The organism is Paenibacillus sp. FSL L8-0333 (genome assembly GCF_037965665.1).
In the GTDB taxonomy this organism is placed as follows: domain Bacteria; phylum Bacillota; class Bacilli; order Paenibacillales; family Paenibacillaceae; genus Paenibacillus_AQ; species Paenibacillus_AQ odorifer.
In genome coordinates, this window is record NZ_CP150186.1 from 6,697,424 (window position 1) to 6,720,735 (window position 23,312).

Sequence of the window (23,312 nt, forward strand, 5' to 3'; positions counted from 1 at the left end):
CGGGGGAATAATAACTATGTTAGCCGCACTACTTCATGGCATTGCACTAGCCTTTGGATTAATTCTTCCACTTGGCGCACAAAATGTCTTTGTATTTAACCAAGGGGCCTCGCAGCCACATTTTAAAAAAGCCATTCCCGTTATTGTTACAGCCGCTTTATGCGATACCCTGCTTATTTTATTAGCCGTATTAGGTGTTTCAGTCCTTGTGTTTGCCATCCCCGTTCTGCAGACCGCTTTATTTGCTGTAGGACTTTTATTTCTTTTGTATATGGGATGGTCTATCTGGAAAAGTACACCGGCATCGTCAGCGCAAGACGCAACCCCTTTATCCTCCAAAAAACAAATCCTGTTCGCGCTGTCCGTTTCTTTATTAAATCCACATGCGATTTTGGATACTATTGGCGTTATCGGCACTAGCTCGCTTAGTTACACAGGTGTAGACAAAGTTGTATTTGCTGGCGCGACTATCCTAGTGTCATGGATTTGGTTCTTTGGGCTGGCTGTAGCCGGAAAAACCGTAGGACAAATCGACTCAAGTGGCAAAATCATGCGGATCATTAATAAGATCTCCGCGATCATTATCTGGACCGTTGCTGCTTATATTGCCTTCAAGCTTTTTTAAATGGAGGGAAAAGAATGCCGTACACGAATTTGCCGTATAATTATGTCCAATTTACACCATAATGTACTAGAATTTTGACTTACGGCGCAGAATGAGGTACATTACAATTTGGACGAACAATTAACAAACCAAAATACTATAATGTTCGCATTTAGAGGTGTAAATTATGAAAGAAGTATTCGATTATGAAGATATTCAATTAATTCCTGCAAAATGTATCGTAAACAGCCGTTCGGAGTGTGATACATCAGTCACCCTCGGTGGGCATAAATTTAGATTGCCGGTGGTACCTGCCAACATGCAAACCATCATTGATGAGAAGATCGCTATCTCCTTGGCGCAAAATGGCTATTTCTACATTATGCATCGTTTTGAACCGGAGAAACGTACGTCTTTCATCAAAGACATGCACTCCCGTGAATTAATCGCATCCATCAGCGTCGGAGTTAAAGAAGAAGAGTATGATTTCGTCGAACAATTATCCAAAGAACAGCTGGTTCCGGAATTCATTACAATTGACATTGCACATGGCCATTCCGAAGCAGTCATTCGGATGATCAAACATATTAAACAATACCTGCCTGCTAGTTTTGTTATTGCAGGAAATGTAGGAACACCTGAAGGCGTTAGAGAATTAGAAAACGCTGGGGCTGATGCTACTAAAGTTGGGATTGGACCAGGGAAGGTATGTATCACTAAGATCAAAACTGGATTCGGTACAGGCGGCTGGCAGTTAGCTGCGCTACGCTTGTGTGCCAAGGCTGCAAGCAAGCCTATTATTGCCGATGGAGGCATTCGCACACACGGTGATATTGCTAAATCCGTACGATTTGGCGCTTCTATGGTCATGATTGGTTCACTATTTGCTGGTCATGAAGAATCTCCGGGTGAAACCATCGAAATCGCTGGGAAGCTCTATAAAGAATACTTTGGCTCCGCTTCAGAATACCAAAAAGGTGAAAAGAAGAACGTCGAAGGTAAGAAAATTGCGGTTGAGCATAAGGGGGCTTTAGCAGAAACCCTAAGAGAAATGGAGCAGGATCTTCAATCCTCCATCTCTTATGCAGGTGGCAATAAATTAGAGGCTATCCGTAATGTGGATTACGTTATCGTTAAGAACTCCATTTTTAATGGAGATAAAGTCTATTAATTGAATACACAGGTGGGCAGGATGACTTAGGTCAATCTTGCTCACCTTTTTTTATGAGAACGAGTTCCGCTGGCCTACTTTGGGGTAATGGTAAGAATAAACTTCTATTAGATCACAATAGAGAGGATTATCCTTATGCGGCAAGCTATGATTATTATTAACCCCTCATCCGGTAAAGAGGAAGCCAGCCAATATGTCAGATACGCAACAAGAGTCCTAAGTGACAAAGACTACTCCGTTACGATCAACGAGACGGCAAAAGAACTAGACGCCACTCGTTATTCCATCACTGCTTGTGAGGAAGGTTATGACCTGGTTGTCTCTATCGGCGGGGATGGCACGCTTCACGAGACCATTAATGGTCTTATCGATCAGGAACACCACCCAATATTAGGTGTGGTTCCTTTAGGAACGGCTAATGATTTCGCCCGTGCATTACAAATTCCACTGAATCCCGAAATAGCCATTCAAACCCTTGCCTCCTCTAACCTAAAAAACGTAGATATCGGTCGCTTAAATGACCGCCTATTCGGCAACGTTGTTGCTGTAGGTTCAATTGCCGGATCATTATCCTCTGTATCCTCCGAAGATAAAACCAAACTCGGCTCATTGGCATACTTGAAAGAAGGTCTTAAACAACTTACAAGCCCTACAGCCCACCCCCTTGTCATTCACCATGATGAACAAATATGGCAAGGAGACTCCTTACTCTTTCTCGCCGTATTAACCAACTCAGTCGGCGGGTTCGAGAATCTAATACCGGATGCTGCGGTTGACGACGGTCTGCTTCATTGTTTTATTATTTTGGACCTCAGTATATTCAATACCATTACAGCCAGTATATCTTTACTGCTGGGTACCCTCAAAGATCATAAAGACGTTGTCTATTTCACAGCCCACAATGTAAGTGTAAGCTCTCCAGAAACCGTAAGAACCAATGTAGATGGCGAAGAAGGTCCAACTTTGCCTATTACACTAAGTGTTCTCCCTCGTCATATCCAAGTCATTGTGCCAGAAGTGGACTAACAAACAAAAAGCAGTCCGGAACTCAAAAAGTTCCAGACTGCTGCCCTTAATTTATGGACGCCCCGATCCATATCTTCCTACTAATCAAATGACTAAGAAGTTATTTCTATTCCACTACAATAAATTTTTTGCCTAATAACCACATTCCGCCGCTAATCCCCAAGAAATAAATAGGCATCGTCAGTAATGAACCATTATGAAGAGCGCTCATTCCCCACGTCGCCAAGCTAACAAGCAAATAATAGCCCAAGCTAAATATTGCGCCTGCTGTTCCTACAACATCCTGAAATTGAACAAGAGCAAGACTTAGACAATTAGGTAAAGCAATCCCTGCACCCATTAATAGGACAAACAGCGCTATTAGAATACATACGATCACTATCATGTCCGGCAGCGAGTCAAGACTGCTTGCGATTGTTAATAGCAAGGCTCCGCCCGCCATTACTAGACAGCCGATATGGATTATTTTTTCTGGGGCATAGAGGGTTAATAACCTTTTGGAGATCATTGCTCCTACAATCGACGCCAAAGCCACAATAATGCCGAGAAAACCATAGACTCCTGGCGAAATCTGAAAGTGTTCAATAAATATAAAAGGAGCTTCAGCATAATAGCTGAATAAGATTCCGTTAATGCCTCCAATTAGTAATCCAAACACCAATACACGTGGCAATGCGAGCATTTTTTTGACTATAGGCAGAATAGCCACCTTTTTTCTCATGGAAACATCAGTGGTTTCTGGCAGCTTCCAAAAAGCATACATAAATAACAACACACTCATCATCACTAATGTAAAGAAAACCGCTCGAAAACCAAAAGCTTGATCCACCCATCCGCCAATTAACGGACCTACTGCGGGAGTAAAAGCAATGACCGCCGAGATTTGGGCAAACATAACATGCCGTTTATTCCCGGAGACACTCTCACGAAGAATGGTTTGGGTAATAATCGAACCTGTTGCTGCTCCAAACGCTTGTATAAACCGGCTGACTAACAGCAGATGAATGGATTCTGAGTAAAAACACATCAGGCTTCCCATACCGTATACAAGAAGTCCAGCCAGCATGGAAGATCTCCGCCCGATGAAGTCAGACAACCAACCCCAGCTAAAAACACCTAAAGCAAATCCAATAAAATATATACTTAACGTTAACTGTACAGAACTATTGGTGGCCCCAAGTGCTACTGCGATATCCGGTAACGATGGGGTGTAAATCGTCTCACTAATTTGCGGAAAAGCCACAAGAACAATCATTAAAAGTAACGATGGTGCTGCATATTTTTTCATCTTATTTTCGCCCTCCTACAAGCTTATATCCTCGAACAACTACAAGAATATGAGCCTAGCTAGGGAAATGGGGGCATCATTATGGCAAGACGACTATAGATCATCATGTCAGAAAATCACCTTTCATTGTTATGCTTTCATTGTTATATAGGAGGGCTTACCCGAAAGATATCGGGCAAAGATTTGAGTTTCAATTATTCAACCAAAACATCATTATACACGGTAATAGAAAAGCTCTCAAACGAATCGCTTCGCCTGAGAGCTTATTTAGGTTAGGAATTTTGTTCTGATAATCCATGTATAGTTACGCCAACAGCGCTGGATTTCTTTTTGTCCTGAGAAGCATGTAGCTTTACCATCACAAATCTTGCAAACGGCTGTATTAATATACTTTCAGCGAACAGTGCAATCAGGAAATTTCTTGGCCAATTGGCTAAGAAGTGATTAAACGTTTGAGAACTCAACCCGTTTCCGATAATGTCTCCAATAAACGTCATACAAAATGACATCCCTAGTACGGTGAACAAGATACGGAATAGGATTTTGGCGTTGAAGCTATCTGTGGGTTGTGTGAATGTAGCTGTCAGCTTTTCGGCAATACGGCCAATAACAACAGGCTCAATAATCATGACAATTACCCAAATGATCGGAAACACCTTAAGAATCGTTAAGGCAACCTCACCATTAAATTCTCCAACCCCTAAAATGATATTTATTGAAGACATAAACAGTACCGTCAGTGTACAAATGATTGCACCATATAATGCCCCCTCCTTACCGTTTCTTGGTAATCTTGCTTCTTGATTCATGATGTTCTTCCTTTCAATATTGTCGGTAATAGTTTGGCGATAGTTTTTAAGGGAGTTGTAGATTTTTGCGTTAGGCACAACATCATCGCCCCTTCAATCGAAGCCGTCATCCACAAAGCCATATCGGAGGCTGATTCCTGCGAATAACCTTCAGTTACAAGCTTATCGCAGTAAATTCGTTCCATGTTCTCATAGAGCAAGCTACATGCCTGGCGAACAGGTTCACTCACCGTAGCCATCTCACTGACAATACTGCTAAAGGTATATCCGGTAATCGTGCCCTCAGTTTCTAAGTTGTGAACTAACTTGTCAATCATGGATTGTGTAGCTTCTAACGTCGATGGATGCTTTTTAAAAATATCCTCAATATCTATCGTAATTGCTTCATTTAAGCCCTTTAAACAAGCAATTAATAGTTCTTCTTTTCCATTTGGAAAATGATGATAAAGCGCTCCTTTGGTCACATTACAGGCTTTTAAAATTTCACTCACGCCTACATTTTTATATCCTTTTTGCTGAAAAAGAAGTGTCGCCGTCTCAATCATTAGCGATTTTGTATCCACAATAACGTACTCCCCCTAACATACCAACCGGTCTGTTTGTTATTATAACAATATAAAAATGATTAATGTAAGTCTTTTTTGCTTTTTTTTCAAAAAATATTTCATTATTTTCATTTATAACAGCAAAAAAAGCTTAGAAAATTGTGTCGAAAGTGGAATTGTTGCAGTATCACTTGGATTAATGATATCATTCTGAGGAAACTTATCTTACTTTAAATATGAAGGAGGAATACCCGGTGAAAAAGAGATCGCTAAAATATCTATCTTTTGGTATTGGGTATTCTACTGCTGTTTTTTTCTAGAATTAATTATTGATAGGATAGGTCTGTCAAAAATTAAAAGAAACTAAAAAACAGCGGAGATATATAACTTAGATATCGGTATGTATCTTCTATTTAAAGGAGAATTCACAAAATGAACTTAAATAATAATGTTATTACAAGATATAATCCAGAGAATATTGCTAAACCGGTTGGTAACTATAGTCATGTAACAAAAATAAGTAGAAATGCTGAAATGTATGTATTTTCTGGCCAAATTGGAATCGATCAAAACAATCATATCCCTACAGATTTTAACCAACAGGTAACAAATACGATGAGTAATATTGTTGAAGTCCTTTCTTCTCAAAGGCTAACACCTGATAATGTAATCAAAATCAACATTTGGGCTACGGAAGAAATCGATTGGAACCATTTCTATGAAATTTGGAATAAAGTATTCGGCATGACACCTCCTTCAATGACAATTGCTTATATTAAAGGATTAGGGTTACCTGAATTAAAAATTGAGTTAGATGTATGGGCTGCTGGTTAAACCCTAAATCAAGAGGGAGTAATTTAATTTTCTGTACACCAAACGAGCCTTAGAAGCGATTCTAAAGGCTCGTTTTTCTAACTACCCCTTTATACCAAAAAGGGCTCAGTTTCCTGAGCCCTCAAATACTTACCCTACTATGTTTTTATATCTGAAGAATTGTCCCAACATTCCACGTTCTCCAAACCCTCTATGCTATCTTTATAAAAGACAGGGTCCTTGCCTGCACGCTTCTGGCGCTTATAATCCTGCAGGGCGGCAAAGGCCACCTTAGATAATAGAAGAATAGCGATCAAATTCACGATGACCATGAAGCCCATAAATAAATCAGCCAAATCCCATACCAATTGAACCTTAGCTACGGAGCCAAAAATAATCATCGCCAAGACGCTGTATCTATAGAATAGTAATACTTTTTTATTGGAGTTCAAGAATTCTATATTGGTCTCACCATAATAATAATTTCCGATTAACGTACTGAAAGCAAACAACAAAATCATGATCGCTAGGGATCCAGAGGCCCACGAACCAATATGTTCGCTTAATGCCGCTTGTGTCAGCTTAATTCCATCCAGCCCTGGCTGTTTATACGCATCAGATAACAAGATAATAAAAGCAGTACTCGAACAAATAAGTAACGTGTCTGTAAGTACACCCAGCGCTTGCATCAGCCCTTGTTTCACCGGATGACTAGTTGTTGCAGTTGCCGCAGCATTTGGAGCACTACCCATCCCCGCTTCGTTGGAGAATAGTCCTCTTTTCACCCCTTGCAGAATGACTGCCCCAAAAGATCCCCCCGCGATTTGTTCAAATCCAAAAGCACTTTTCACAATAAGCGCCAGAATCGCCGGTATTTCCGTAATATTAATTAACATAATAATAACAGCGGCCCCAATATAGATCCCTGCCATTACCACTACAATATATTCGGACATTCTAGCAATACGTTTAACCCCACCAAAGATAACAGCCGCAAAAGCAGCAGCGACTACAAGTCCAAGAATCACCCGATTAGTGCCAAATGAATTCTCAAAGGCCACTGTAATCGTATTGGATTGAACTGCATTAAATACAAGACCAAAGGATAACGTGATCAAAACCGCAAATACCGCGCCCATCCAGCGTTTTTTCAGGCCTTGCTCCATATAATAGGCGGGACCACCACGAAATCCAGTCTTGTCCTTCACTTTATACACCTGTGCCAGAGTACTTTCAATAAATCCGGACGCTGATCCAATAATAGCTATGACCCACATCCAAAAAACAGCTCCTGGTCCACCTATTGCGATAGCAATTGCGATCCCTGTAATATTCCCTGTCCCAACCCTTGCTGCCATACTGATACAGAAAGCCTGAAACGACGAAATGGAATCTTTTGACCTTTCATTGGACTCTTTAAGGACCCTAAACATTTCTTTAAACATGCCAAACTGAACAAACTTCGATCGAATGGTGAAATAAATTCCACAAACAATAAGCAGAACCACCAAAATTTTCGACCAAAGAAAGTCATTTGTTGCGCTAATCATACTGTCTAACATTTGTTGCATGTGAATCCGCCTCTCCATTGTGTCGATACCCAGTTGCTGAACCTTAAGTTACATAGTATTTTCAAATATAACAGCCCTTATTTCAAAAGCCAACAAAAAAAATTAGCCAGCAACACCATACCTTACACCGGTGTGAGAGCTATTTCTCCATCTTCATCTGAGCCACAAGCTGCTTTAGAATAATATAGGCTTTTTTTACATTAATTATATTTAATCACATACGAGTTGTATATAATTAAGGCTTTCACAATTAATAGTAAATAAGGAGGCTGAATAAAAAAAGCAGCCGGTGGAAGAAATGTATGACTACAATGTATGCGCGTATTTATATCGTGGAGAACATTTGGTTTGATCCCACCGTTCTTTTGAACCATCCAACTATGGGATCGCTTGAGACATCCACTTCCAGTGTTATCTTGAATAATCATAGAGCAGATATTTTCGAGGTATTAATTAGCCACAGCTTTAAAATATTGGTACACCTGATTTAACTTCTTATCATGTTTCCCTTTCGGACTCTCCATATTCCCAAATTCGAAAAACTTCACTTTCTTGATGCCACAATATTGAAATAATGCTTTTCTCATCAGCACTTTATGGGAATTATTCAGCCAATATAAAGGATAGAGGGTCGGCCCCTTCATGCTGGAAATGCAAACCACTGACTTTCCTTTCAGCAGCCCTTCGGGGATGAGGCCACCCTTTTCTCTGTAAGCGAAATTAGAAGCAAACATTTGGTCAATATAACCGAGCAACATCGCGGGGGGACGTCCCCACCAGATTGGATACACAAACACAATTTTATCGGCCTGACGAATCTGCTCCCGATACTTCTCGAGCTTGGGATCAATATGCATGTCTCTTCTACGTTTATTTTCATTAAAGACCAGCACAGGATCAAATTGCTCTTCGTAAAGATCAAGGACCTCTATCTTCGTGATCTTTTGATTCTCATTACTTCCCTGAATGACTTTATTGAAAAAAGCATAACTTAAACTTTTATGATTCGGATGTGTATAGATGACCAAAACGTTCATTGCTCCACCTCTTTAATTATCATTTGATAACAAAATGGTATCACAACCGTTATTTAGTTGTCAAATGATAATTGTATTATGATAATTATTTTGTTAAGGTTTACAATAAGAGGTGATCCTTATGGACAAACAAGCGTTTTTTCAGAAAATTGTTACCTTTACGACAGCAGTCCATGAAGTAACATTTGACTTTACCAAAGATGTTAGACCGGAAGGCATTACGCCCGTTCAATATAGTATTCTGGAATATATTGCGGTTAGCCAGCCTGTTACCCTCAGCCAAATCAGTGATTGTAAGAATATCTCTATGCCGAATACCAGCCGTGAGCTCAAGAAATTAACAGAAAAAAACCTGTGTGAGAAGCTTGATGTCGCCGAGGACCGGCGTAAGCAAATGATTCGGTTGTCTGATGCTGGACAAGCGATGATGAACGAGGCTTTTGAACGGATCGGTGAACGTTTTCTGAACCGGATTAAAGAGGTTCTCCCAGAGGAATTAGCCGAGATTAACCATGCCCTCGATATCCTGCAATCTAAGGTGTTTAGCACCCAGCAATGATCCGAGAAAAAGACAGCAGAGCAGCGGTTCCCCATTAATGGGGGCACCGCTGCTCTGTGTTTTGGGTCGTTGGTTAGCTGACTCAAGACCGATTATTGGCTAGTAAAACCCAACGACTTCGAATCAGCCCCACCTTCAGCTAAATCGCCGAATCGCATTCGTCCACTGAGGCTTTCGGACCCAGATGACGTTATTGGCATATTTTTAGCCTTTTGTGCGTAGTTTCGGACTCCAGCGACGCTATTCCTATGAATCGGGTTCATATTGGGTGTTTTTTATGCCAATAGCTGCTATGCGGTCCGTTGGCATTTCAAATATGCGAAAAAGCTGCATTTAAGGTCAGCTGAGTCCGAAAGACGCTCCCCTTATAATCACCTAATAGAAATAGGCACTCCTCTTAAGGAATGCCTTGATTTGATTATAAGTATTCTTAGCCAGCGAAATAGACTATTTCACCAGTCCGCTGATAAAGGTCTCAAAATTATCAGCCAAACGTGTGATTTTGTATTTGTTATCCCGATCTACATGAATAACCTCAGGTTCGCCATCATTCCCGAATTCGCGGTAATCCAGCATCACCACTTCATTCTCAGAAGGACAATCACAAATCACCACGCCAACTTCAGGATAACGTCCATTTTCAATCACAGTCCGGCTGCCTGAAGCTCCACACAGCGACTTATTCTTATCTCGTCCAATTCCGAGGATACCAGAAATCGTAATAAATTCTCCTGTTCCCGGAATCGGATAACGATTGTTATGAGGAATTCCCCCATTATGTAACTTCATCATATCCACATAGGAAGCAGGCAGCTTGAAGACCAGCTCTTCTTGTACTGAAGTAATCAACGCATCTGAAGGCGGATCAGAGATATATTCTGAGAACGCATACTCGCTGTCATCCCAGAAATTAGTGGTATCCAACGCTATTACAGGCTTCTTTGCAGGTTTGTTTACAGGCTTTCTCGCAGCTTTTTTAGCCAATTTACGTTTGATCCAGCCCAGAAACTCCAATGTGTCTTCATCATCAGGCTCCAGCTGATCGGCAATCGTAAACGCTTTTAAAGCTTCGTCATATCTTTTCAGATAATAATAAGAAACCCCGATACGGTAATGCCAGAGCGGGTCACCTTCACCCTCTTCTTCAATGCTCAAATACTGCTCTAAAGCCTCTTCATATTGACCGAGATTATTAAGCGCCCTGCCCAAATGACTAGTTAGAACATAATCTCTTTCCTCTTCAGGAATTTCCGCGATTGCATCCACGATTTCTTGAAATTCATCTTCCTCATGCCATTCATCCAATTTTGCCAATAACTCATCACTCATCATTAATACCTCCTATTAACGATCACTCAAAATACCTATTAGAAATTATACCATTTCTAACCTATGCCCAGCCAATAACGCATGTCCTAGCCATATCAATCAAAAGACAACTTCCCTTTTTGCTGTGAAAAACAGACCGCAGCGTTTATCTGCGGCCTGTTTTTCGTATACAGAAAACCATTTATTTATGGGTAACTATAATTGCTGCCTTCTATCTTGCCTTTACGACTGCATCCCGTTTTCGATCCTCTGCAGGAACTCTTCAGCGGCACTATAGCCAAGCTGCTTAAGGTACCAATTATTCGCAGCCGCTTCGATCAGGCCAGCCACATCGCGGCCAGGCTGAAGCTGAACTTCAATATGCGGAATTTGCACGCCAAGATAGTCTGTGAACTGGGGTTCGATTTCGAGCTCATTATTCAAGGAATTCTCCCGCCATGGTGACAACTCGATGTCGAGTACAATTCGTGTCTCTTCCTGAAAAGCTCTACGCCCGTACTGCCGTACAACATTGATTAGACCAATACTGCGCAGCGCTAGGAATTCACGGGTCGTTTCATTATGCGTGCCGAGAAGCGTCGCCGGTCCCAGCTTCTTAAGCACAACTACATCATCGGCCACAAACCGATGGCCTCTCCTAATGAGCGTGTGTGCGGTTTCGCTTTTTCCGATCCCGGACTTGCCTCTCAATAGGACCCCTATGCCGGACACGTTCACACACACTCCATGAATTGAAAGTTCAGGCGCCAGCGCCTTCACCAGATAAGTATCAATCTTTGCGATGAACTCTGACGTCGTCTCTTCCGTTCGAAGTAGTGGTATACCTTCTTGGTCGCAGAATAAAGTCAAATAAGGAATCTCCTGCTGACCCGTCGTCACAATAAAGCATGGGGGATGATACTTAACAATATTGCCAATATGTAACTTGCGTTGCTCAACGCTTAGCTTTAGCAGATAATTGATTTCTTTGCGGCCCAATACTTGTACTCGCTTCATGGGGAAAAAATCGAAGTAACCCACGAACTCCAGGCCAGGTCTATGTGTCTTTGAGCGAGTAATCTCACGGTCCATGCAGCTAGCACCCGCAAGCACTTCCAGCTTAAACGTTTCCGTAAGGCTTTGAACGGTAATCGATTTCAATGTTGTTCTCCTCCTGTGGCTACGTATTTTGAATACGTAATACGGTTACCGGGATATATTCAACGACGAATAGAATGATTCCTGCAAAAGAAATAGACAGATCAAGAGATATTAACAACTATGTTCCTTCAAGAAAATTAATAAGGTATATCTCCGGCTGCGTGAGAAATTCTGCAAAACTACATAAATCCGCGTACGTCTGATGTTCCACGTCGTTACAGCCGATCAGGCCTTTTTTCTTCGGATTCCACATAAGCAGCAGATCAGAGTAATTATCTATATCGGCTGACAGACGGAGCAGCTTTTGCCGGCCGATTTTCATTTCAATGGTATCAGTTAATGTGAAAAAGTCGATATATCTAATTTCATATTCATTTTGTGTTAGCTCAAGACGCAGATTTTTTCCAGTAAGAAAGCTAACCAATTCATCAGACAATTTATATTTTCTCAGCTCAAACTTCTTGTTATCGATATCATGAAATTCAGCCGGCTCTAACGATTTCAAATAGTCAGCCAAAGCTGTATTCTTATTACTCACTGCAATGGTGTACGGGCGATCGCCATCTTTTTCTGCCAAGGTAACGTCTGCGCCACGTTCAATCAAAAATTGTACCATCGCTTGATTACCAATTCTCGTGGCAACTGTTAACGGAGTCGCTTGATAAGGATAGACCATATCGGATTTGTTGTAATTAATGTCCACCCCATGATCCAGTAAATAAGTAACGGTCTTAAGGTCATGATCTGACACCGCTTTGCGTAATACGCCCCCACCATGCTGCTTAATATCTAATCCTAGCTCATGTATGAGCGGGATATTGTTTTTGTTGCCATAGTAGGCCTGCGAATATGCACCTGACTTGACCTGATTAAGCTTGTCCAGTTTAGCCCCTTGTGCTGCAATATAGCGGACGATATCTTCTTTGCAATAGCGAACCGCGAGCAAAAAAGCCGGATTATTCTTCACATTCAGATTTACACCGTGCTGTACCAGCAGCTTTATGACATCCATTCTCTCTGATATAAGCGCCAAATCTAACGGGGTTAACGTAGTATATTGGCTAAGGACGATGCCCTCTTCAATATCCCAGCCTGCTCTAATGGCAGCCTCTAATTCCGGAATGTTTCCATTGTAAATATGCATGGCCATTTGCGGCAGTTCCTGGAACTTCCCTATATCCTTCAGACGGATCATCCATTATCCACTCCTACTTCAAGTATTATGAAGAGTATAGAGAACCGTATAGTAAAAAACAATCCAAACTAAGGATGTTGTTCTAACAAATAGTCCTCATAATATTTAGATCGGCAAGATTATTGCTGCTATTCAAAAAAATAAAAAGAAGCTCCGTTAATACACGAAGCTCCTGTTTACAATTTATGATGGTAAGTAAAGTTGAAGCAGCTTGCTGTTGGCAGCGAGAAAGCTGGCTATATCCCTCTTTATCCTTGGATGTCCCGTCTCGCCTCTTGCTCGGCAAGAATCTCGTTATCTTCCGCGTTATCCCGCGTCACTTTCTGAACGCCAATAGCGCTATAAGAAATCAAGAGAATAACAGCTATGTAATACCCCTTTACATTTAATTCAAATGGAGCATTGTAAAGGCCAATAAAAAACATCGCATACCCGATAATCAAACCCACAAAAGCCATAATTGTGAAGGCCCCTGTGTTTCTCATCCTGTGTTTAGGGTTATCCAAACGAAATTCTTTATCCTCTGTATTGTCCCTGACCACCTTTTGCACAACGATACAGGAAATCGTAATTAACACCATACAGAGCAAATAATACCCTTTTACGTTTAGCTCCCAAGTGTCGTTGTACACTCCCAAACAGAATAGAAAAAGTCCTGCCCCCAATGCAAAATACGATGCCCCCGTAAAAGCAGCCGTGTTGCGTTTGCGATATCTCTGATTCATCTGATAATTCCTCTCCCACTACAGACTTGAATGATGATATATCCTTCTCCACTATACCGTGGAACATCGGTAAAATTCTACCATGAATCAGGTTGTTTTAGGGAATTTCAGGAATTTTTTTACTATACAAATATAAAATAACGCAAACACCGAAAGGACGGTCTCAGTCCCATACAATATAGGACAAAAACCGCCTCCCGCGATCTCAGCAACATATATTAGAAAAATGCTACTGCCTTTCCTGGTCCACCAATTGCTGCTGTGCGAGACGAATCATTTCGCGGACCATCGATCCACCAATTTTACCGCCGATCTGGCCCACCGATTCTGTGCTCAAATGACCATTTTGACCGTGCTCCAAAGGGACACCCAGTTCTTTTGCAACTTCGTATTTCACATCATCAGGCCGCTCCGGATCTACGTCATACCCCTCGCGGCGCATCACTTCCGCTTTAAAAATTTGCATTCCGCGGCTGGCTCCCGGCACTGCATATTTCCTGTTTCTTCTAGACATCCTTATCCCCTCCCAAACCTGTTTTAAATAACATGCCCGGAAACCGGAACCTCCACCCTTATTGACTTGCCCCGATTATTTCCAAGCAGGGCGCCGTTGCAACGCGGCATTCGTAGCACGCAAGGTTACAGCCCAAAATAAAAAAGCCACAGCACTAACAGAAGCTCCAAGCCAACATACCCCGTTCCAGCCATAGTGAGAATATATTTGAGTGGAAGCAATCGATCCGGTAGCACTTCCAATGGAGTAAAAAACCATATACCCTGCGGTGAGCCGACTACGTGCCTCCATGCGCAAGGTAAGTATGATACTTTGATTGGTGACATGCACCGCCTGCACAGCCAAATCAAGCAGAACAATACCAATGACCAATGCCAACAGCGACTGCTCCGTAAAACTGATAAACCACCATGAAATCAACAATAGAAGTAATGCTATGCCTGTCGTTCTCTGTCCATGACCCTGATCAGCTAGCTTTCCCGCCCGCGCAGCAGCTAATGCTCCCACAATTCCCGCCAGACCAAATGCCCCAATTGCAGTATGTGAAAGTGATAACGGCGGAGCACTGAGAGGCAAGACCACAGAAGTCCACAGAATACTGAAAGCAGTAAAAATCAGCAAAGCCAGAATAGCGCGGATACGCAATACTCTCTCTTGCACAAACAACATAAACACTGAACTAAGCAGCTGAGCGTATGACAGTGTTTTTACCTCACGTTCCACATTTGGCAACACCCTAAATAATGTACACACCATACAAAGCATTAAAGCAGCAGAAAAAAGGTATACGGAACGCCAACCTGCAAGATCTGTAAGTATTCCTGAAATGGATCGCGCAAGAAGTATTCCAATCACAATTCCACTTGTGACCATGCCTACGACTCGCCCGCGTTCGGCAGGGGCAGCCATTGTCGCCGCGAACGCAACAAGCGTCTGTGTTACAACAGCGAGTAGTCCCACTGAGGCCATACCTACGAATAGTACCGTGCTGGAAGAGGCAGTACCCACGATAATCAAAGCCACCACAGATAATAACATCTGGCCGATAATCAGGCGGCGCTGATTCAGTAAATCTCCTAGTGGCACGAGCAGTAACAGCCCCACTGCATAAAAGATCTGCGTGATAGTAATAAGAATACCAATGGTTGAATAATCAATACCAAATTCTCTCGACAAATGATCAAGCAATGGTTGTGCAAAGTAGATGTTTGCAACCGACATCCCGCAGACAACGGCAAACAAAAGTGTCATATAACGAGGCATCGAGGAAGCATGAATAGAATCAGATGGCGTATGCGTCTCTTGTGACGAAAGCTTCTCTTTAGTCCCTTGCATTTTGGACACACCCTTTCTCTGTTAAATTTAAATCGCAAACACTTTCCATACCGATCAGTATGTTATTGTGCTCAGTAAATTTATCTCACAAAACAAATGATGTCAACATAAATATTTGACGCCACCGACTTTCATTTGACAATTTATACGACTAGTTCTAGTATTATAAAATACTGTTCGGTAATCAATTATTGAAATCAAATATAAAGAGGGGTGTTATAATGGCTCGAACCCGTGAATTTGACGAGGAAAAAGTATTAGAATCAGCTATGGAGCTATTTTGGGAAAAGGGATATGAGGCTACCTCATTAAGTGATTTAACTTCCAGAATGGGCATTCAACGCCCCAGTATATACTCAGCTTTTGGAGACAAAAAAGAATTGTTCGAAGCTGCGCTACGTAAATATACGATGTCCCATGCTTCTCGTGTCCGAGCCCAACTTCAAAGCAATCCATCCGTGAAAAAAGCCTTTCGTAGTTTTTTTGAAGATGTGGTGGCGGAGGAGTATTCAGGCAGTGTGAACCGAGGATGTTTTTGCATCAATACAATGGTCGAGCTGGCACCTCATGATGAGAAATTCGAGATCCTTACAAGAGAACATCAAATGTATCTATCGGTCATATTTCAAGAAACTATTGAACGCGGTATACAATCAGGTGAGCTTAAGGGTGGTGTAAATGCGAAGGCCTTGGCACAGGCACTAATCGTATCGCTAATAGGGCTTACTGTACTCTTGAAATCTCGCCCAGAGCGATCCTTTGTTGATAACGCGATAACAATGATACTTACTTCGCTTGATTAAATTCAGAGTCTTGATTTAAGTCAATGCCCGACATAGTACTCCTAATTACAATGAAATAAAAGTCCTTTAGGAGGCTATCTTATGGCTATCTCAGAAAAAGACCTGTCGAATCAGCGCAAGTCCGCTTTAACAGCTGGAATATCACTGATCATCATGACCATTGCTTCATTTTTTTCATATGGCTTTGTCCATGGGACTCTTGTTGTGCAAGGCGATGCCAGTGCCACATTTATTAACATCGTATCTTCCAACAACCTTTTCAAAGGGGAAATCTTGGGCTGGATCATCATTATGATTGCTGACATTCTGGTCGCCTGGGCGTTTTATATGTTTCTAGAACCCGTCAACCAAAATCTTTCATTACTCGGCGCATGGCTCCGTTTAACCTATTCCGCTATATTGGCAATCTCTATCTTAACCTTGATATTTGTGCTGCTGTTCACGGGAAACACAAATGGCTTTTCCACATTAACAATCGAACAAACTCAAGCATTTATGATGTTATTTCTGGATGCATTTCAATTCATTTGGTCTATGGGGTTAGTCGTTTTTGGCGGGCATTTGTTAATAGTGGGCTATGTGGCTTTAAAATCCGATGTCATTCCTAAAGTAATCAGCATCCTGCTGCTGCTTGCTTCAATAGGCTATATTATCATTCATCTAAGCAAAATGTTTCTCACACAATATGAGGCAGTCATTACAACACTTAATTTTATTTTTACTATTCCTATGATTGTAGGAGAACTAGGCTTTGGGATATGGCTACTGCTTAGAGGTGGAAAAATCCCCAAAAGTGTATAACGATTTTGCTATTCATCACCGGAATGAACCCGCTTCTTAATTCTACTTAATGACTCTGGCGTAATCCCCAAATAACTGGCTAGTTGATGTTGGGGGACACGGGTAAGTAAATGAGGTCTTTTTTGTAACAAGGCTTTGTAACGTTCTTCAGGATTGGAAGCAATAAAGGAAGTCAACTCATCCTGAACCTCACCCAGGTTTTCCTCTACCATTTTGCGTATCATGGTTTCCAGCTGAGCGTGTTTATGGAGCATATCCTGTTCCGCATTAAGATCACCAACCACCAATATGCTGTCTTCTAGGCAGGTTAAGGTGTACGCTGAGGGTCTACTCTCTTGATGCCGATTAAAAATCGAAACCGCTTGCTCTTCCGTATAAAAATTAGATGTGACTTCTTTGCCCGATTCATCTACCGAGGACTGCCTCACACATCCCTTTAACACAAAAAAACATTTTGAGGGAACGTCTCCTTGTCTAAGGAGTACCGTTCCCTTCTTGTATTCCTCAATAGGAATACCTTCAACAATATCCTGCTGTTCCATTTCGTTAAGAGATGTAAATTTACTCATATACTTATACAATATGCTTTTCATTTATCTCTCCAATCTCATTGCACGACCTCATATAAAGATACCTCTAACCGCTGAATAAAGTGTGACCAATCACCCGTTGTGTACAGCAGAAGCCGATGCATCGCACGCGTACAGGCTGTATAAAAAAGCTTGCGTTCGCTTTCCCGATCATACGTCTGTGTGGAAGCATCATAAATCAGTACGGCGTCGAATTCAACCCCTTTTGCGAGATAAGCGGGAATTACTAAAATGCCCTTCTCAAAAGTGAGCGTCTCCTTCGTAATAAGCCGCAGAGCTTCGCATCCTTGTTTCTTTAATTCTTCATAGGCCGCACGGCTTTCAGCTGCAGTCTTGGTAATAACGGCAATAGAGTCGAGCCCTTCAGCCATCAGCGCCGCGAGATCCTCTTTAATTCTTATCGCCCGCTCTACGTCGCTACTCGCCTTCACTAGGAACGGCTTCTCACCCTCTCTTTCAAAAGGTACGATCTCCTCCTTAGGCAGCAACGCCTTCGTAAACTCCACAATCTGACGAGTTGATCGATAACTTCGAATTAGACGGATCAGGCTCGTTTCATCTTCCCCATAAAGCCGGATCAAAGGCGAATCCACCTCGTGCAAATTCGTTGCTTGCGGGAAAATCGCTTGGCCGAAATCGCCGAGCACAGTCATGCGCGCGCGGGGAAACAGCTGTTTGAGAAACGCGTATTGGAACGGCGAATAATCCTGGCCTTCATCGATAAACAGATGCCGCACCTCTGTGTTCATACGAGTCCCCTCGACAAGTTCTTTTAAATACAGGAATGGAGTCGCATCCTCGCAAAAGAGTTCATCGCGGCTCAGCTTTTCCTTCGTTTGCTTACAGATCCCCTGCCACTGAGCAGGCAACTCAGTCTCGTTTGTCATTCTCCGATAGATGGTTTCATCAATAAACAACTGATCGTATAACCCAATCGTATCTATGAACTTGAACCGTTTGACATCGCGTCTCAGCGGTTTAAAGTGCTCCTTCACAATCATGCGGCGCAGCAGTTCTTCTTCCTGCAGACCAAAGTCAAAAACGTTCTCTTCCCCTTGATCCTGATTAGGAAAATCCCCATAGTTCTCAAGATACTGAGTCGTAAAATCAAAGACGGCTTCCTCCCGCCGATATTTCTTAAGTATCTCACTGTAGGCTTCGGCATACTGATCGGTATCGAGGTAATCGAGTTCATCTTGAACCCAGAATGCCTCCTGTTCCTGACGCTCCAGCGAAGCCAACTGACGCAGTAGCCATTCACGCAATAAAACGATGCGATTAGCCAAACGAATGGAGCTATCATAGCTGTAAAATTGCGATTCCATCTGCTCCGCAGTAATCAACTCGCGATCCCGAAAGCGGATACTATGAAACAACATCCCTTCCTTCCCTAACCACAACGCATAGTTTTGCAGAGCATGCAGAAAAGCTTCTGAAGCTTTATACTGCATGCCAGTTAGCCGCGCTTCATACTCTGGAGAAGCTTTGGACGTCAGTACATATTCAATCTGCTCGAACGGGTCCTCTAGACGAAGCGTAGATCCAAGCCAATAATCAATATACTCCTGAAAGGTAGTTTGCTGCATATTCTCTTCGCCAAGCTCGGGAAGCACCGTGGATACATAACTGTTAAACATCGGGTTAGGCGAAAAAAGAACAATCTGATCCGCCTTGAGCCTATCGCGGTGTTTATATAGCAAATAGGCTACCCGTTGCAGCGCTGCGGATGTTTTCCCACTGCCCGCAGCCCCCTGCACAATGAGCATACGACTACTATCGTTGCGGATAATAGCATTCTGTTCCTTCTGAATAGTCGCCACGATGCTCTTCATTTGTGAATCCGCACCCTTACCAAGCACCTGCTGAAGTAATTCATCACCGATCGTTAAGCTCGTATCGAACACGTTCTGAAGCTGACCCTGACGGATCTGGTATTGCCGCTTCAGCATCATCGTTCCCGAGATTTGTCCTCCCGGTGTATCGTAAGAGGCGGGGCCTGGCGAATGGTCATAATACATACTTGCAATAGGTGTCCGCCAGTCATATACCAGAAAATTCACACCTTCTGCATCGATGAAAGACGTCACCCCGACATAGATTTGCTCACTGGAGTTCAACCCATCTTCTTGAAAGTCCATTCGTCCAAAATAGGGCGACGGCAGCAGCCGTTTCATGTTCTTATAACGCTGCATCCGTTGGCGGTGACTACGCTCCCGTTCAGACAACAACGCTTCTTGCTGTTTTATACTGTAAAAGGTCTCCTCGAAATCCTCATGTGTGCTCGTATTGACCGTAACTTCCTCCCAAAACCGCTTGCGGATGTCCGTTACCTGTTCACGTAATCCTGTCACTTCCGGTTCCAGCTCGCCAATCTTTGATTGCAATTCTTCCGTGACCAAATCTAGCCGTTCCTGTTCTCGCTGCCAATCTTTTTCGTTTAACATTTTTACTAACACGCTCCTTTTCAAGGTTGTTATCAAGAAGCAAAAATACAAATTTGACAAACTGCTAATCCGCATGGTATTATTAATGTATAAATAAGATGTAATAAATCTGTCTAAAATACGCGAATTAACAGTGGTCTTCTCATATTATCACGTTATTTCGTTGTGCGCAAATTATATATTAAGAAGAACCGGCAGCTCATGCCGGTTCTTCTTTTTTATTCCTTTTGACAAAGAGTATCCGTTCTCCTGAGTCTACTGATTTTCAGCCTTTAAAGCAGACTTTCGGACTCCAGTGCAGCTATTCTTTATCCTGAGCTTCATTCTAGGCATGTTTTAGGCTGATAGCGACTGTGGGGTCCGCTGTATCCAATAGCGACTTCACCCGCGGATGAGTTCAATTAAACAGGGAGACCTAACAGCCATTTGATGACTGTTAGGTCTCCCTTATTCCTTATCTTATTTGTTTGCCAAAAAAGCATCAATTTGAGTTTGCAGTTCGGTTTGGATTTTATCAATGCCAGCGGACTTCAGTTGCTTGTTCAGATCTTCAAGACCTTTATCGATATCTTTAATTACGCCGTATTCGAGCGGAATCGCATAACGGAGCATTACGTTACCAATGTTGGCAATTTCCGTTTTCACTTTGCTGTTATCGAATACAAAGGTTTCAAGCGCGTAGTGATAGACATTTGCTTCCCAGCCTTTAGCCAGATCGTTTGCTTCTTGCGGGAATGCTTCATTGTCACGGTTAAGTGGCGAGTTGAAGTTCCAGTTAGAGAAGCCCATAAAGTTCGGATTCTTTTCAAGTGCTTTATATTTGTCATCGCCAACCGCTTCGTAATGTACACCGCTAAGGCCGTACATCATCAGGTCGTGCAGTTCTTTATCATTTTGCATCAGATCGAGGAACATCAAGGAGCGTTCCACATTTCTGGAAGTAGCGTGGATCGAAGTACCGTTTTGTGTTGAAATTGCCACTGATTTCTTCTTGCCTTGGTTGATGTCAGCCAAAGCTACTTCATAAGGGGAATTCTCTTGGCGCATCAAAGCCATAAGTGCTCCAAGTGTTCCGTTGTTGTGTGTAATCGATGCTGTTTTGCCTGCTTTAAAATCGGCCTGATGATCATTTTTACTGTTAAGGACGTTTTTCGACCATGCATTGTTATCAGCAAGATCTTTGTAATATACGAGTAGATCTTTAAACTCTTGGGTTTCATATACGTTAAATACTTGCCCTTTTTCATCCGTCAATTTGAAAGCAAACGGAAGGTCGAGATCAAACATATTCCATTCGTTTTGCTGCTTCAGCAATACACGGTCCAAATTATGAAATTTCCAGTCTCCTGTTTCCGGAGTGAACGGTGTAATTCCTTTTTCGTTTTGCGCTATGGTTTTCAAGTAAGTGGCATACGCTTCTGGGCTGTTGATCTCAGGAAGATTGTATTTCTTACGCAAATCCTCACGGTACAAAATCAGTTTTTCAACGGATTCCCCTCTGTTTTGTGGAACCATGTACAGTTTGCCGTTTACTTTAGCCTGATCCCAGCTCACATCAGACATGGCTGCTAAAGTCTGCGGCATATATTTGGTAAGCAGCTCATCAGTCAATTCCAGGAATCCGCCTTTCAACGCCTGGTCATTGTAGCCAGCCCAGTTTGCCGAATAGATGAGGTCAAAATCTTCATTTGCTGCCAGCTTCAACGGATATTTTTGCGCCCAGTCCGACCAATCCAGGAACTCGCCCTCTACAGTAGCATTAATTTTTTCTTTCAGCTTTTTATTAATCTCAGCAAAAACGCTATCATAGTCTATCGGTTTAGGGCCAACAAAAATCATTTTCAGCTTCACTTCTTTTGAGGTATCAAGGGTGTCTGAGGTAGTTGCAGGTTCTGAGGTGTTCGTAGTGTCGCTTCCCCCCTCTGACGCATTATTTGTAGCCTGTGCAGAAGTATTAGCATTGTTGTTTCCACCACCACATGCACTTAGAATCATTACGAAGGTTAAAACGAGCGCTAGCATTATCAATCTATTTCTCTTCAGCATCTCAAGCCTTCCCCCTTGTGTTTAATTATATTGATAAACCGAGTGTCCCCGGGTTCATCCTTTCACAGCACCAATCGTCAAACCTTGGACAAAATACCTCTGCACGAATGGATAAGCCAGCAAAATCGGGCCAGTGGCCACAACTGTCATCGCCATTTTCAAACTCTCGGTTGGGATCGATGTCGTTACGACTGCCCCTGCACCCATCATCGCTTTGCGCATGCCATCCATATTGCCTAGCATTTTATACAAATAATATTGAAGCGGCATCAAGTTTTCATTCGATACAAACAGCAATGCATTGTACCAGTCATTCCAGTAGGCTAGTGCTAGAAACAATCCAATGGTAGCTAACGCCGGCTTGGACAGCGGCAGGATTAGACGAGCATAGATCTTAAAGTCGCCTGCACCGTCAATTTTTGCTGATTCTACAATCGCTTCCGGAATGCTGCCCATAAAAGACTTCATAACAATGATATAAAAGACATTGAGCATCATCGGAACCACTAAGGCCATCAGCGTATCCTTCATATGCAGGTAGTTGACCATAAGCAGATACCACGGAACTAAACCGCCGCTGAACAAAGTCGTAAAGAAAAAGAAGAATGAAAATTTATTGCGCCACTTAAAATCTTTTCGGGATAGCGCATAAGCAGTCATCGAAGTCAGAAACAAGCCAAGCACCGTGCCGAGTATAGTAACCCCTATTGTCACTATATAGGCTTGAATCATCTGTTCGGGATACTTAAACAAAATGCTGTAGGCCTCGGTTGAGAAGGCCGTCGGTATAAATTGATAACCATCCGTTAGGATTTTGGTTTCTTCCGTAAAGGATGAAGATACGACAAGTATAAAAGGGAAAATACATAAAACTGAGAGAAAAATCAGGGACACATAACCAATACCTGAAAATATTTTACGATCGAGCTGCTTCATATCGTTACCTCCATTATGAAAGACTTAACTC

The 23,312-nt window shown here is 42.3% G+C and carries 22 protein-coding genes and 1 pseudogene; 7 read left to right on the plus strand and 16 right to left on the minus strand.

Annotation, left to right across the window (positions count from 1 at the left end):
• Window positions 1–16: 16 nt before the first annotated feature.
• From NYE72_RS29860 to NYE72_RS29870, 3 genes are all read left to right on the plus strand, one after another.
• A complete protein-coding gene (locus tag NYE72_RS29860) occupies window positions 17–625 on the plus strand; it encodes a LysE/ArgO family amino acid transporter (RefSeq protein ID WP_036682305.1) in 609 nt (202 codons plus the stop codon).
• 166 nt (window positions 626–791) lie between these two features.
• Window positions 792–1,775: a GMP reductase gene (gene guaC / locus NYE72_RS29865; RefSeq protein WP_036682307.1), complete on the plus strand. Its 984-nt coding sequence runs from the start codon at window positions 792–794 to the stop codon at window positions 1,773–1,775.
• A gap of 135 nt (window positions 1,776–1,910) precedes the next feature.
• Window positions 1,911–2,801, plus strand: a complete 891-nt coding sequence (locus NYE72_RS29870) for a diacylglycerol kinase family protein (RefSeq protein ID WP_036682309.1) — start codon at window positions 1,911–1,913, stop codon at window positions 2,799–2,801.
• 106 nt (window positions 2,802–2,907) lie between these two features.
• Here NYE72_RS29870 and NYE72_RS29875 read toward each other — a convergent pair whose 3' ends face one another.
• The 3 genes from NYE72_RS29875 to NYE72_RS29885 all read right to left on the minus strand — a co-directional run bounded on the left by NYE72_RS29875 (window position 2,908) and on the right by NYE72_RS29885 (window position 5,461).
• On the minus strand, window positions 2,908–4,089 hold the full coding sequence (locus NYE72_RS29875; protein WP_036682310.1) for a multidrug effflux MFS transporter: 1,182 nt from the start codon (window positions 4,087–4,089) through the stop codon (window positions 2,908–2,910).
• A gap of 272 nt (window positions 4,090–4,361) precedes the next feature.
• The gene (locus tag NYE72_RS29880; RefSeq protein ID WP_036682312.1) at window positions 4,362–4,898 is read right to left on the minus strand and encodes a DUF2798 domain-containing protein; all 537 of its coding nucleotides are present in this window, start codon (window positions 4,896–4,898) and stop codon (window positions 4,362–4,364) included.
• Entirely contained in the window at window positions 4,895–5,461 is a 567-nt protein-coding gene (locus tag NYE72_RS29885) for a TetR/AcrR family transcriptional regulator (protein WP_036682313.1), read from the minus strand. Before NYE72_RS29885 ends, NYE72_RS29880 begins: the two co-directional genes overlap by 4 nt.
• A 414-nt stretch (window positions 5,462–5,875) precedes the next feature.
• Here NYE72_RS29885 and NYE72_RS29890 point away from each other — a divergent pair, with 414 nt between their 5' ends.
• A complete protein-coding gene (locus tag NYE72_RS29890) occupies window positions 5,876–6,277 on the plus strand; it encodes a RidA family protein (RefSeq protein ID WP_036682315.1) in 402 nt (133 codons plus the stop codon).
• Between the two features lie 137 nt (window positions 6,278–6,414).
• On the opposite strand, the gene NYE72_RS29895 is transcribed toward NYE72_RS29890, so the two are convergent.
• Together NYE72_RS29895 and NYE72_RS29900 are read right to left on the minus strand one after the other, a co-directional pair.
• On the minus strand, window positions 6,415–7,827 hold the full coding sequence (locus tag NYE72_RS29895; protein ID WP_036682317.1) for an alanine/glycine:cation symporter family protein: 1,413 nt from the start codon (window positions 7,825–7,827) through the stop codon (window positions 6,415–6,417).
• Window positions 7,828–8,276: 449 nt separating this feature from the next.
• Window positions 8,277–8,864: an NAD(P)H-dependent oxidoreductase gene (locus NYE72_RS29900; RefSeq protein WP_036682318.1), complete on the minus strand. Its 588-nt coding sequence runs from the start codon at window positions 8,862–8,864 to the stop codon at window positions 8,277–8,279.
• 121 nt (window positions 8,865–8,985) lie between these two features.
• Between NYE72_RS29900 and NYE72_RS29905 the strand changes: the two genes are divergently transcribed.
• Window positions 8,986–9,423, plus strand: coding sequence for a MarR family transcriptional regulator (locus NYE72_RS29905; protein WP_036682320.1), 438 nt, complete (start codon window positions 8,986–8,988; stop codon window positions 9,421–9,423).
• Between the two features lie 447 nt (window positions 9,424–9,870).
• On the opposite strand, the gene NYE72_RS29910 is transcribed toward NYE72_RS29905, so the two are convergent.
• The 7 genes and pseudogenes from NYE72_RS29910 to NYE72_RS29940 all read right to left on the minus strand — a co-directional run bounded on the left by NYE72_RS29910 (window position 9,871) and on the right by NYE72_RS29940 (window position 15,589).
• Entirely contained in the window at window positions 9,871–10,752 is an 882-nt protein-coding gene (locus NYE72_RS29910; RefSeq protein ID WP_036682322.1) for an SMI1/KNR4 family protein, read from the minus strand.
• Between the two features lie 222 nt (window positions 10,753–10,974).
• Complete coding sequence (gene hprK / locus NYE72_RS29915) at window positions 10,975–11,892, minus strand: HPr(Ser) kinase/phosphatase (RefSeq protein WP_036682323.1); 918 nt, start codon at window positions 11,890–11,892, stop codon at window positions 10,975–10,977.
• A gap of 118 nt (window positions 11,893–12,010) precedes the next feature.
• Entirely contained in the window at window positions 12,011–13,087 is a 1,077-nt protein-coding gene (locus tag NYE72_RS29920; protein WP_339211027.1) for an ankyrin repeat domain-containing protein, read from the minus strand.
• Window positions 13,088–13,335: 248 nt separating this feature from the next.
• Window positions 13,336–13,572 (minus strand): YiaA/YiaB family inner membrane protein, encoded by a 237-nt coding sequence (locus NYE72_RS29925; protein ID WP_305953524.1) that lies wholly within the window; start codon window positions 13,570–13,572, stop codon window positions 13,336–13,338.
• Between the two features lie 27 nt (window positions 13,573–13,599).
• Window positions 13,600–13,812 (minus strand): annotated as a pseudogene (locus NYE72_RS29930) (YiaA/YiaB family inner membrane protein); the annotation flags it as partial.
• 229 nt (window positions 13,813–14,041) lie between these two features.
• Window positions 14,042–14,326 carry an alpha/beta-type small acid-soluble spore protein gene (locus tag NYE72_RS29935; protein ID WP_036682328.1) on the minus strand — a complete coding sequence of 95 codons (285 nt, stop codon included), beginning with the start codon at window positions 14,324–14,326 and terminating at the stop codon, window positions 14,042–14,044.
• A 75-nt stretch (window positions 14,327–14,401) separates the two neighbouring features.
• A complete protein-coding gene (locus NYE72_RS29940; protein WP_051491242.1) occupies window positions 14,402–15,589 on the minus strand; it encodes an MFS transporter in 1,188 nt (395 codons plus the stop codon).
• Window positions 15,590–15,882: 293 nt separating this feature from the next.
• Here NYE72_RS29940 and NYE72_RS29945 point away from each other — a divergent pair, with 293 nt between their 5' ends.
• Together NYE72_RS29945 and NYE72_RS29950 are read left to right on the plus strand one after the other, a co-directional pair.
• Entirely contained in the window at window positions 15,883–16,464 is a 582-nt protein-coding gene (locus tag NYE72_RS29945; protein ID WP_036682330.1) for a TetR/AcrR family transcriptional regulator, read from the plus strand.
• A gap of 81 nt (window positions 16,465–16,545) precedes the next feature.
• Window positions 16,546–17,265 carry a DUF4386 domain-containing protein gene (locus tag NYE72_RS29950; protein WP_076099759.1) on the plus strand — a complete coding sequence of 240 codons (720 nt, stop codon included), beginning with the start codon at window positions 16,546–16,548 and terminating at the stop codon, window positions 17,263–17,265.
• 8 nt (window positions 17,266–17,273) lie between these two features.
• Here the strand turns inward: NYE72_RS29950 and NYE72_RS29955 are convergent, their stop codons facing one another.
• The 4 genes from NYE72_RS29955 to NYE72_RS29970 form a co-directional block, all read right to left on the minus strand.
• Window positions 17,274–17,858 carry a Crp/Fnr family transcriptional regulator gene (locus NYE72_RS29955; RefSeq protein ID WP_036682333.1) on the minus strand — a complete coding sequence of 195 codons (585 nt, stop codon included), beginning with the start codon at window positions 17,856–17,858 and terminating at the stop codon, window positions 17,274–17,276.
• Between the two features lie 14 nt (window positions 17,859–17,872).
• Window positions 17,873–20,299 carry an RNA polymerase recycling motor HelD gene (helD, locus tag NYE72_RS29960; protein WP_076099760.1) on the minus strand — a complete coding sequence of 809 codons (2,427 nt, stop codon included), beginning with the start codon at window positions 20,297–20,299 and terminating at the stop codon, window positions 17,873–17,875.
• Between the two features lie 459 nt (window positions 20,300–20,758).
• Window positions 20,759–22,345: an ABC transporter substrate-binding protein gene (locus tag NYE72_RS29965; RefSeq protein ID WP_036682336.1), complete on the minus strand. Its 1,587-nt coding sequence runs from the start codon at window positions 22,343–22,345 to the stop codon at window positions 20,759–20,761.
• Between the two features lie 54 nt (window positions 22,346–22,399).
• Window positions 22,400–23,281: a carbohydrate ABC transporter permease gene (locus tag NYE72_RS29970; RefSeq protein ID WP_036682338.1), complete on the minus strand. Its 882-nt coding sequence runs from the start codon at window positions 23,279–23,281 to the stop codon at window positions 22,400–22,402.
• Window positions 23,282–23,312 lie beyond the last annotated feature (31 nt).

Bases quoted from the DNA above. Each gene is read 5' to 3' on its own strand.
- NYE72_RS29860 (WP_036682305.1), top strand. From the start codon at position 17: ATGTTAGCCGCACTACTTCATGGCATTGCACTAGCCTTTGGATTAATT.
- guaC (WP_036682307.1), top strand. From the start codon at position 792: ATGAAAGAAGTATTCGATTATGAAGATATTCAATTAATTCCTGCAAAA.
- NYE72_RS29870 (WP_036682309.1), top strand. From the start codon at position 1,911: ATGCGGCAAGCTATGATTATTATTAACCCCTCATCCGGTAAAGAGGAA.
- NYE72_RS29875 (WP_036682310.1), bottom strand. From the start codon at position 4,089: ATGAAAAAATATGCAGCACCATCGTTACTTTTAATGATTGTTCTTGTG.
- NYE72_RS29880 (WP_036682312.1), bottom strand. From the start codon at position 4,898: ATGAATCAAGAAGCAAGATTACCAAGAAACGGTAAGGAGGGGGCATTA.
- NYE72_RS29890 (WP_036682315.1), top strand. From the start codon at position 5,876: ATGAACTTAAATAATAATGTTATTACAAGATATAATCCAGAGAATATT.
- NYE72_RS29895 (WP_036682317.1), bottom strand. From the start codon at position 7,827: ATGCAACAAATGTTAGACAGTATGATTAGCGCAACAAATGACTTTCTT.
- NYE72_RS29900 (WP_036682318.1), bottom strand. From the start codon at position 8,864: ATGAACGTTTTGGTCATCTATACACATCCGAATCATAAAAGTTTAAGT.
- NYE72_RS29905 (WP_036682320.1), top strand. From the start codon at position 8,986: ATGGACAAACAAGCGTTTTTTCAGAAAATTGTTACCTTTACGACAGCA.
- NYE72_RS29910 (WP_036682322.1), bottom strand. From the start codon at position 10,752: ATGAGTGATGAGTTATTGGCAAAATTGGATGAATGGCATGAGGAAGAT.
- NYE72_RS29920 (WP_339211027.1), bottom strand. From the start codon at position 13,087: ATGATCCGTCTGAAGGATATAGGGAAGTTCCAGGAACTGCCGCAAATG.
- NYE72_RS29925 (WP_305953524.1), bottom strand. From the start codon at position 13,572: ATGAGAAACACAGGGGCCTTCACAATTATGGCTTTTGTGGGTTTGATT.
- NYE72_RS29935 (WP_036682328.1), bottom strand. From the start codon at position 14,326: ATGTCTAGAAGAAACAGGAAATATGCAGTGCCGGGAGCCAGCCGCGGA.
- NYE72_RS29940 (WP_051491242.1), bottom strand. From the start codon at position 15,589: ATGCCTCGTTATATGACACTTTTGTTTGCCGTTGTCTGCGGGATGTCG.
- NYE72_RS29945 (WP_036682330.1), top strand. From the start codon at position 15,883: ATGGCTCGAACCCGTGAATTTGACGAGGAAAAAGTATTAGAATCAGCT.
- NYE72_RS29950 (WP_076099759.1), top strand. From the start codon at position 16,546: ATGGCTATCTCAGAAAAAGACCTGTCGAATCAGCGCAAGTCCGCTTTA.
- NYE72_RS29955 (WP_036682333.1), bottom strand. From the start codon at position 17,858: ATGAAAAGCATATTGTATAAGTATATGAGTAAATTTACATCTCTTAAC.
- helD (WP_076099760.1), bottom strand. From the start codon at position 20,299: ATGTTAAACGAAAAAGATTGGCAGCGAGAACAGGAACGGCTAGATTTG.
- NYE72_RS29965 (WP_036682336.1), bottom strand. From the start codon at position 22,345: ATGCTGAAGAGAAATAGATTGATAATGCTAGCGCTCGTTTTAACCTTC.
- NYE72_RS29970 (WP_036682338.1), bottom strand. From the start codon at position 23,281: ATGAAGCAGCTCGATCGTAAAATATTTTCAGGTATTGGTTATGTGTCC.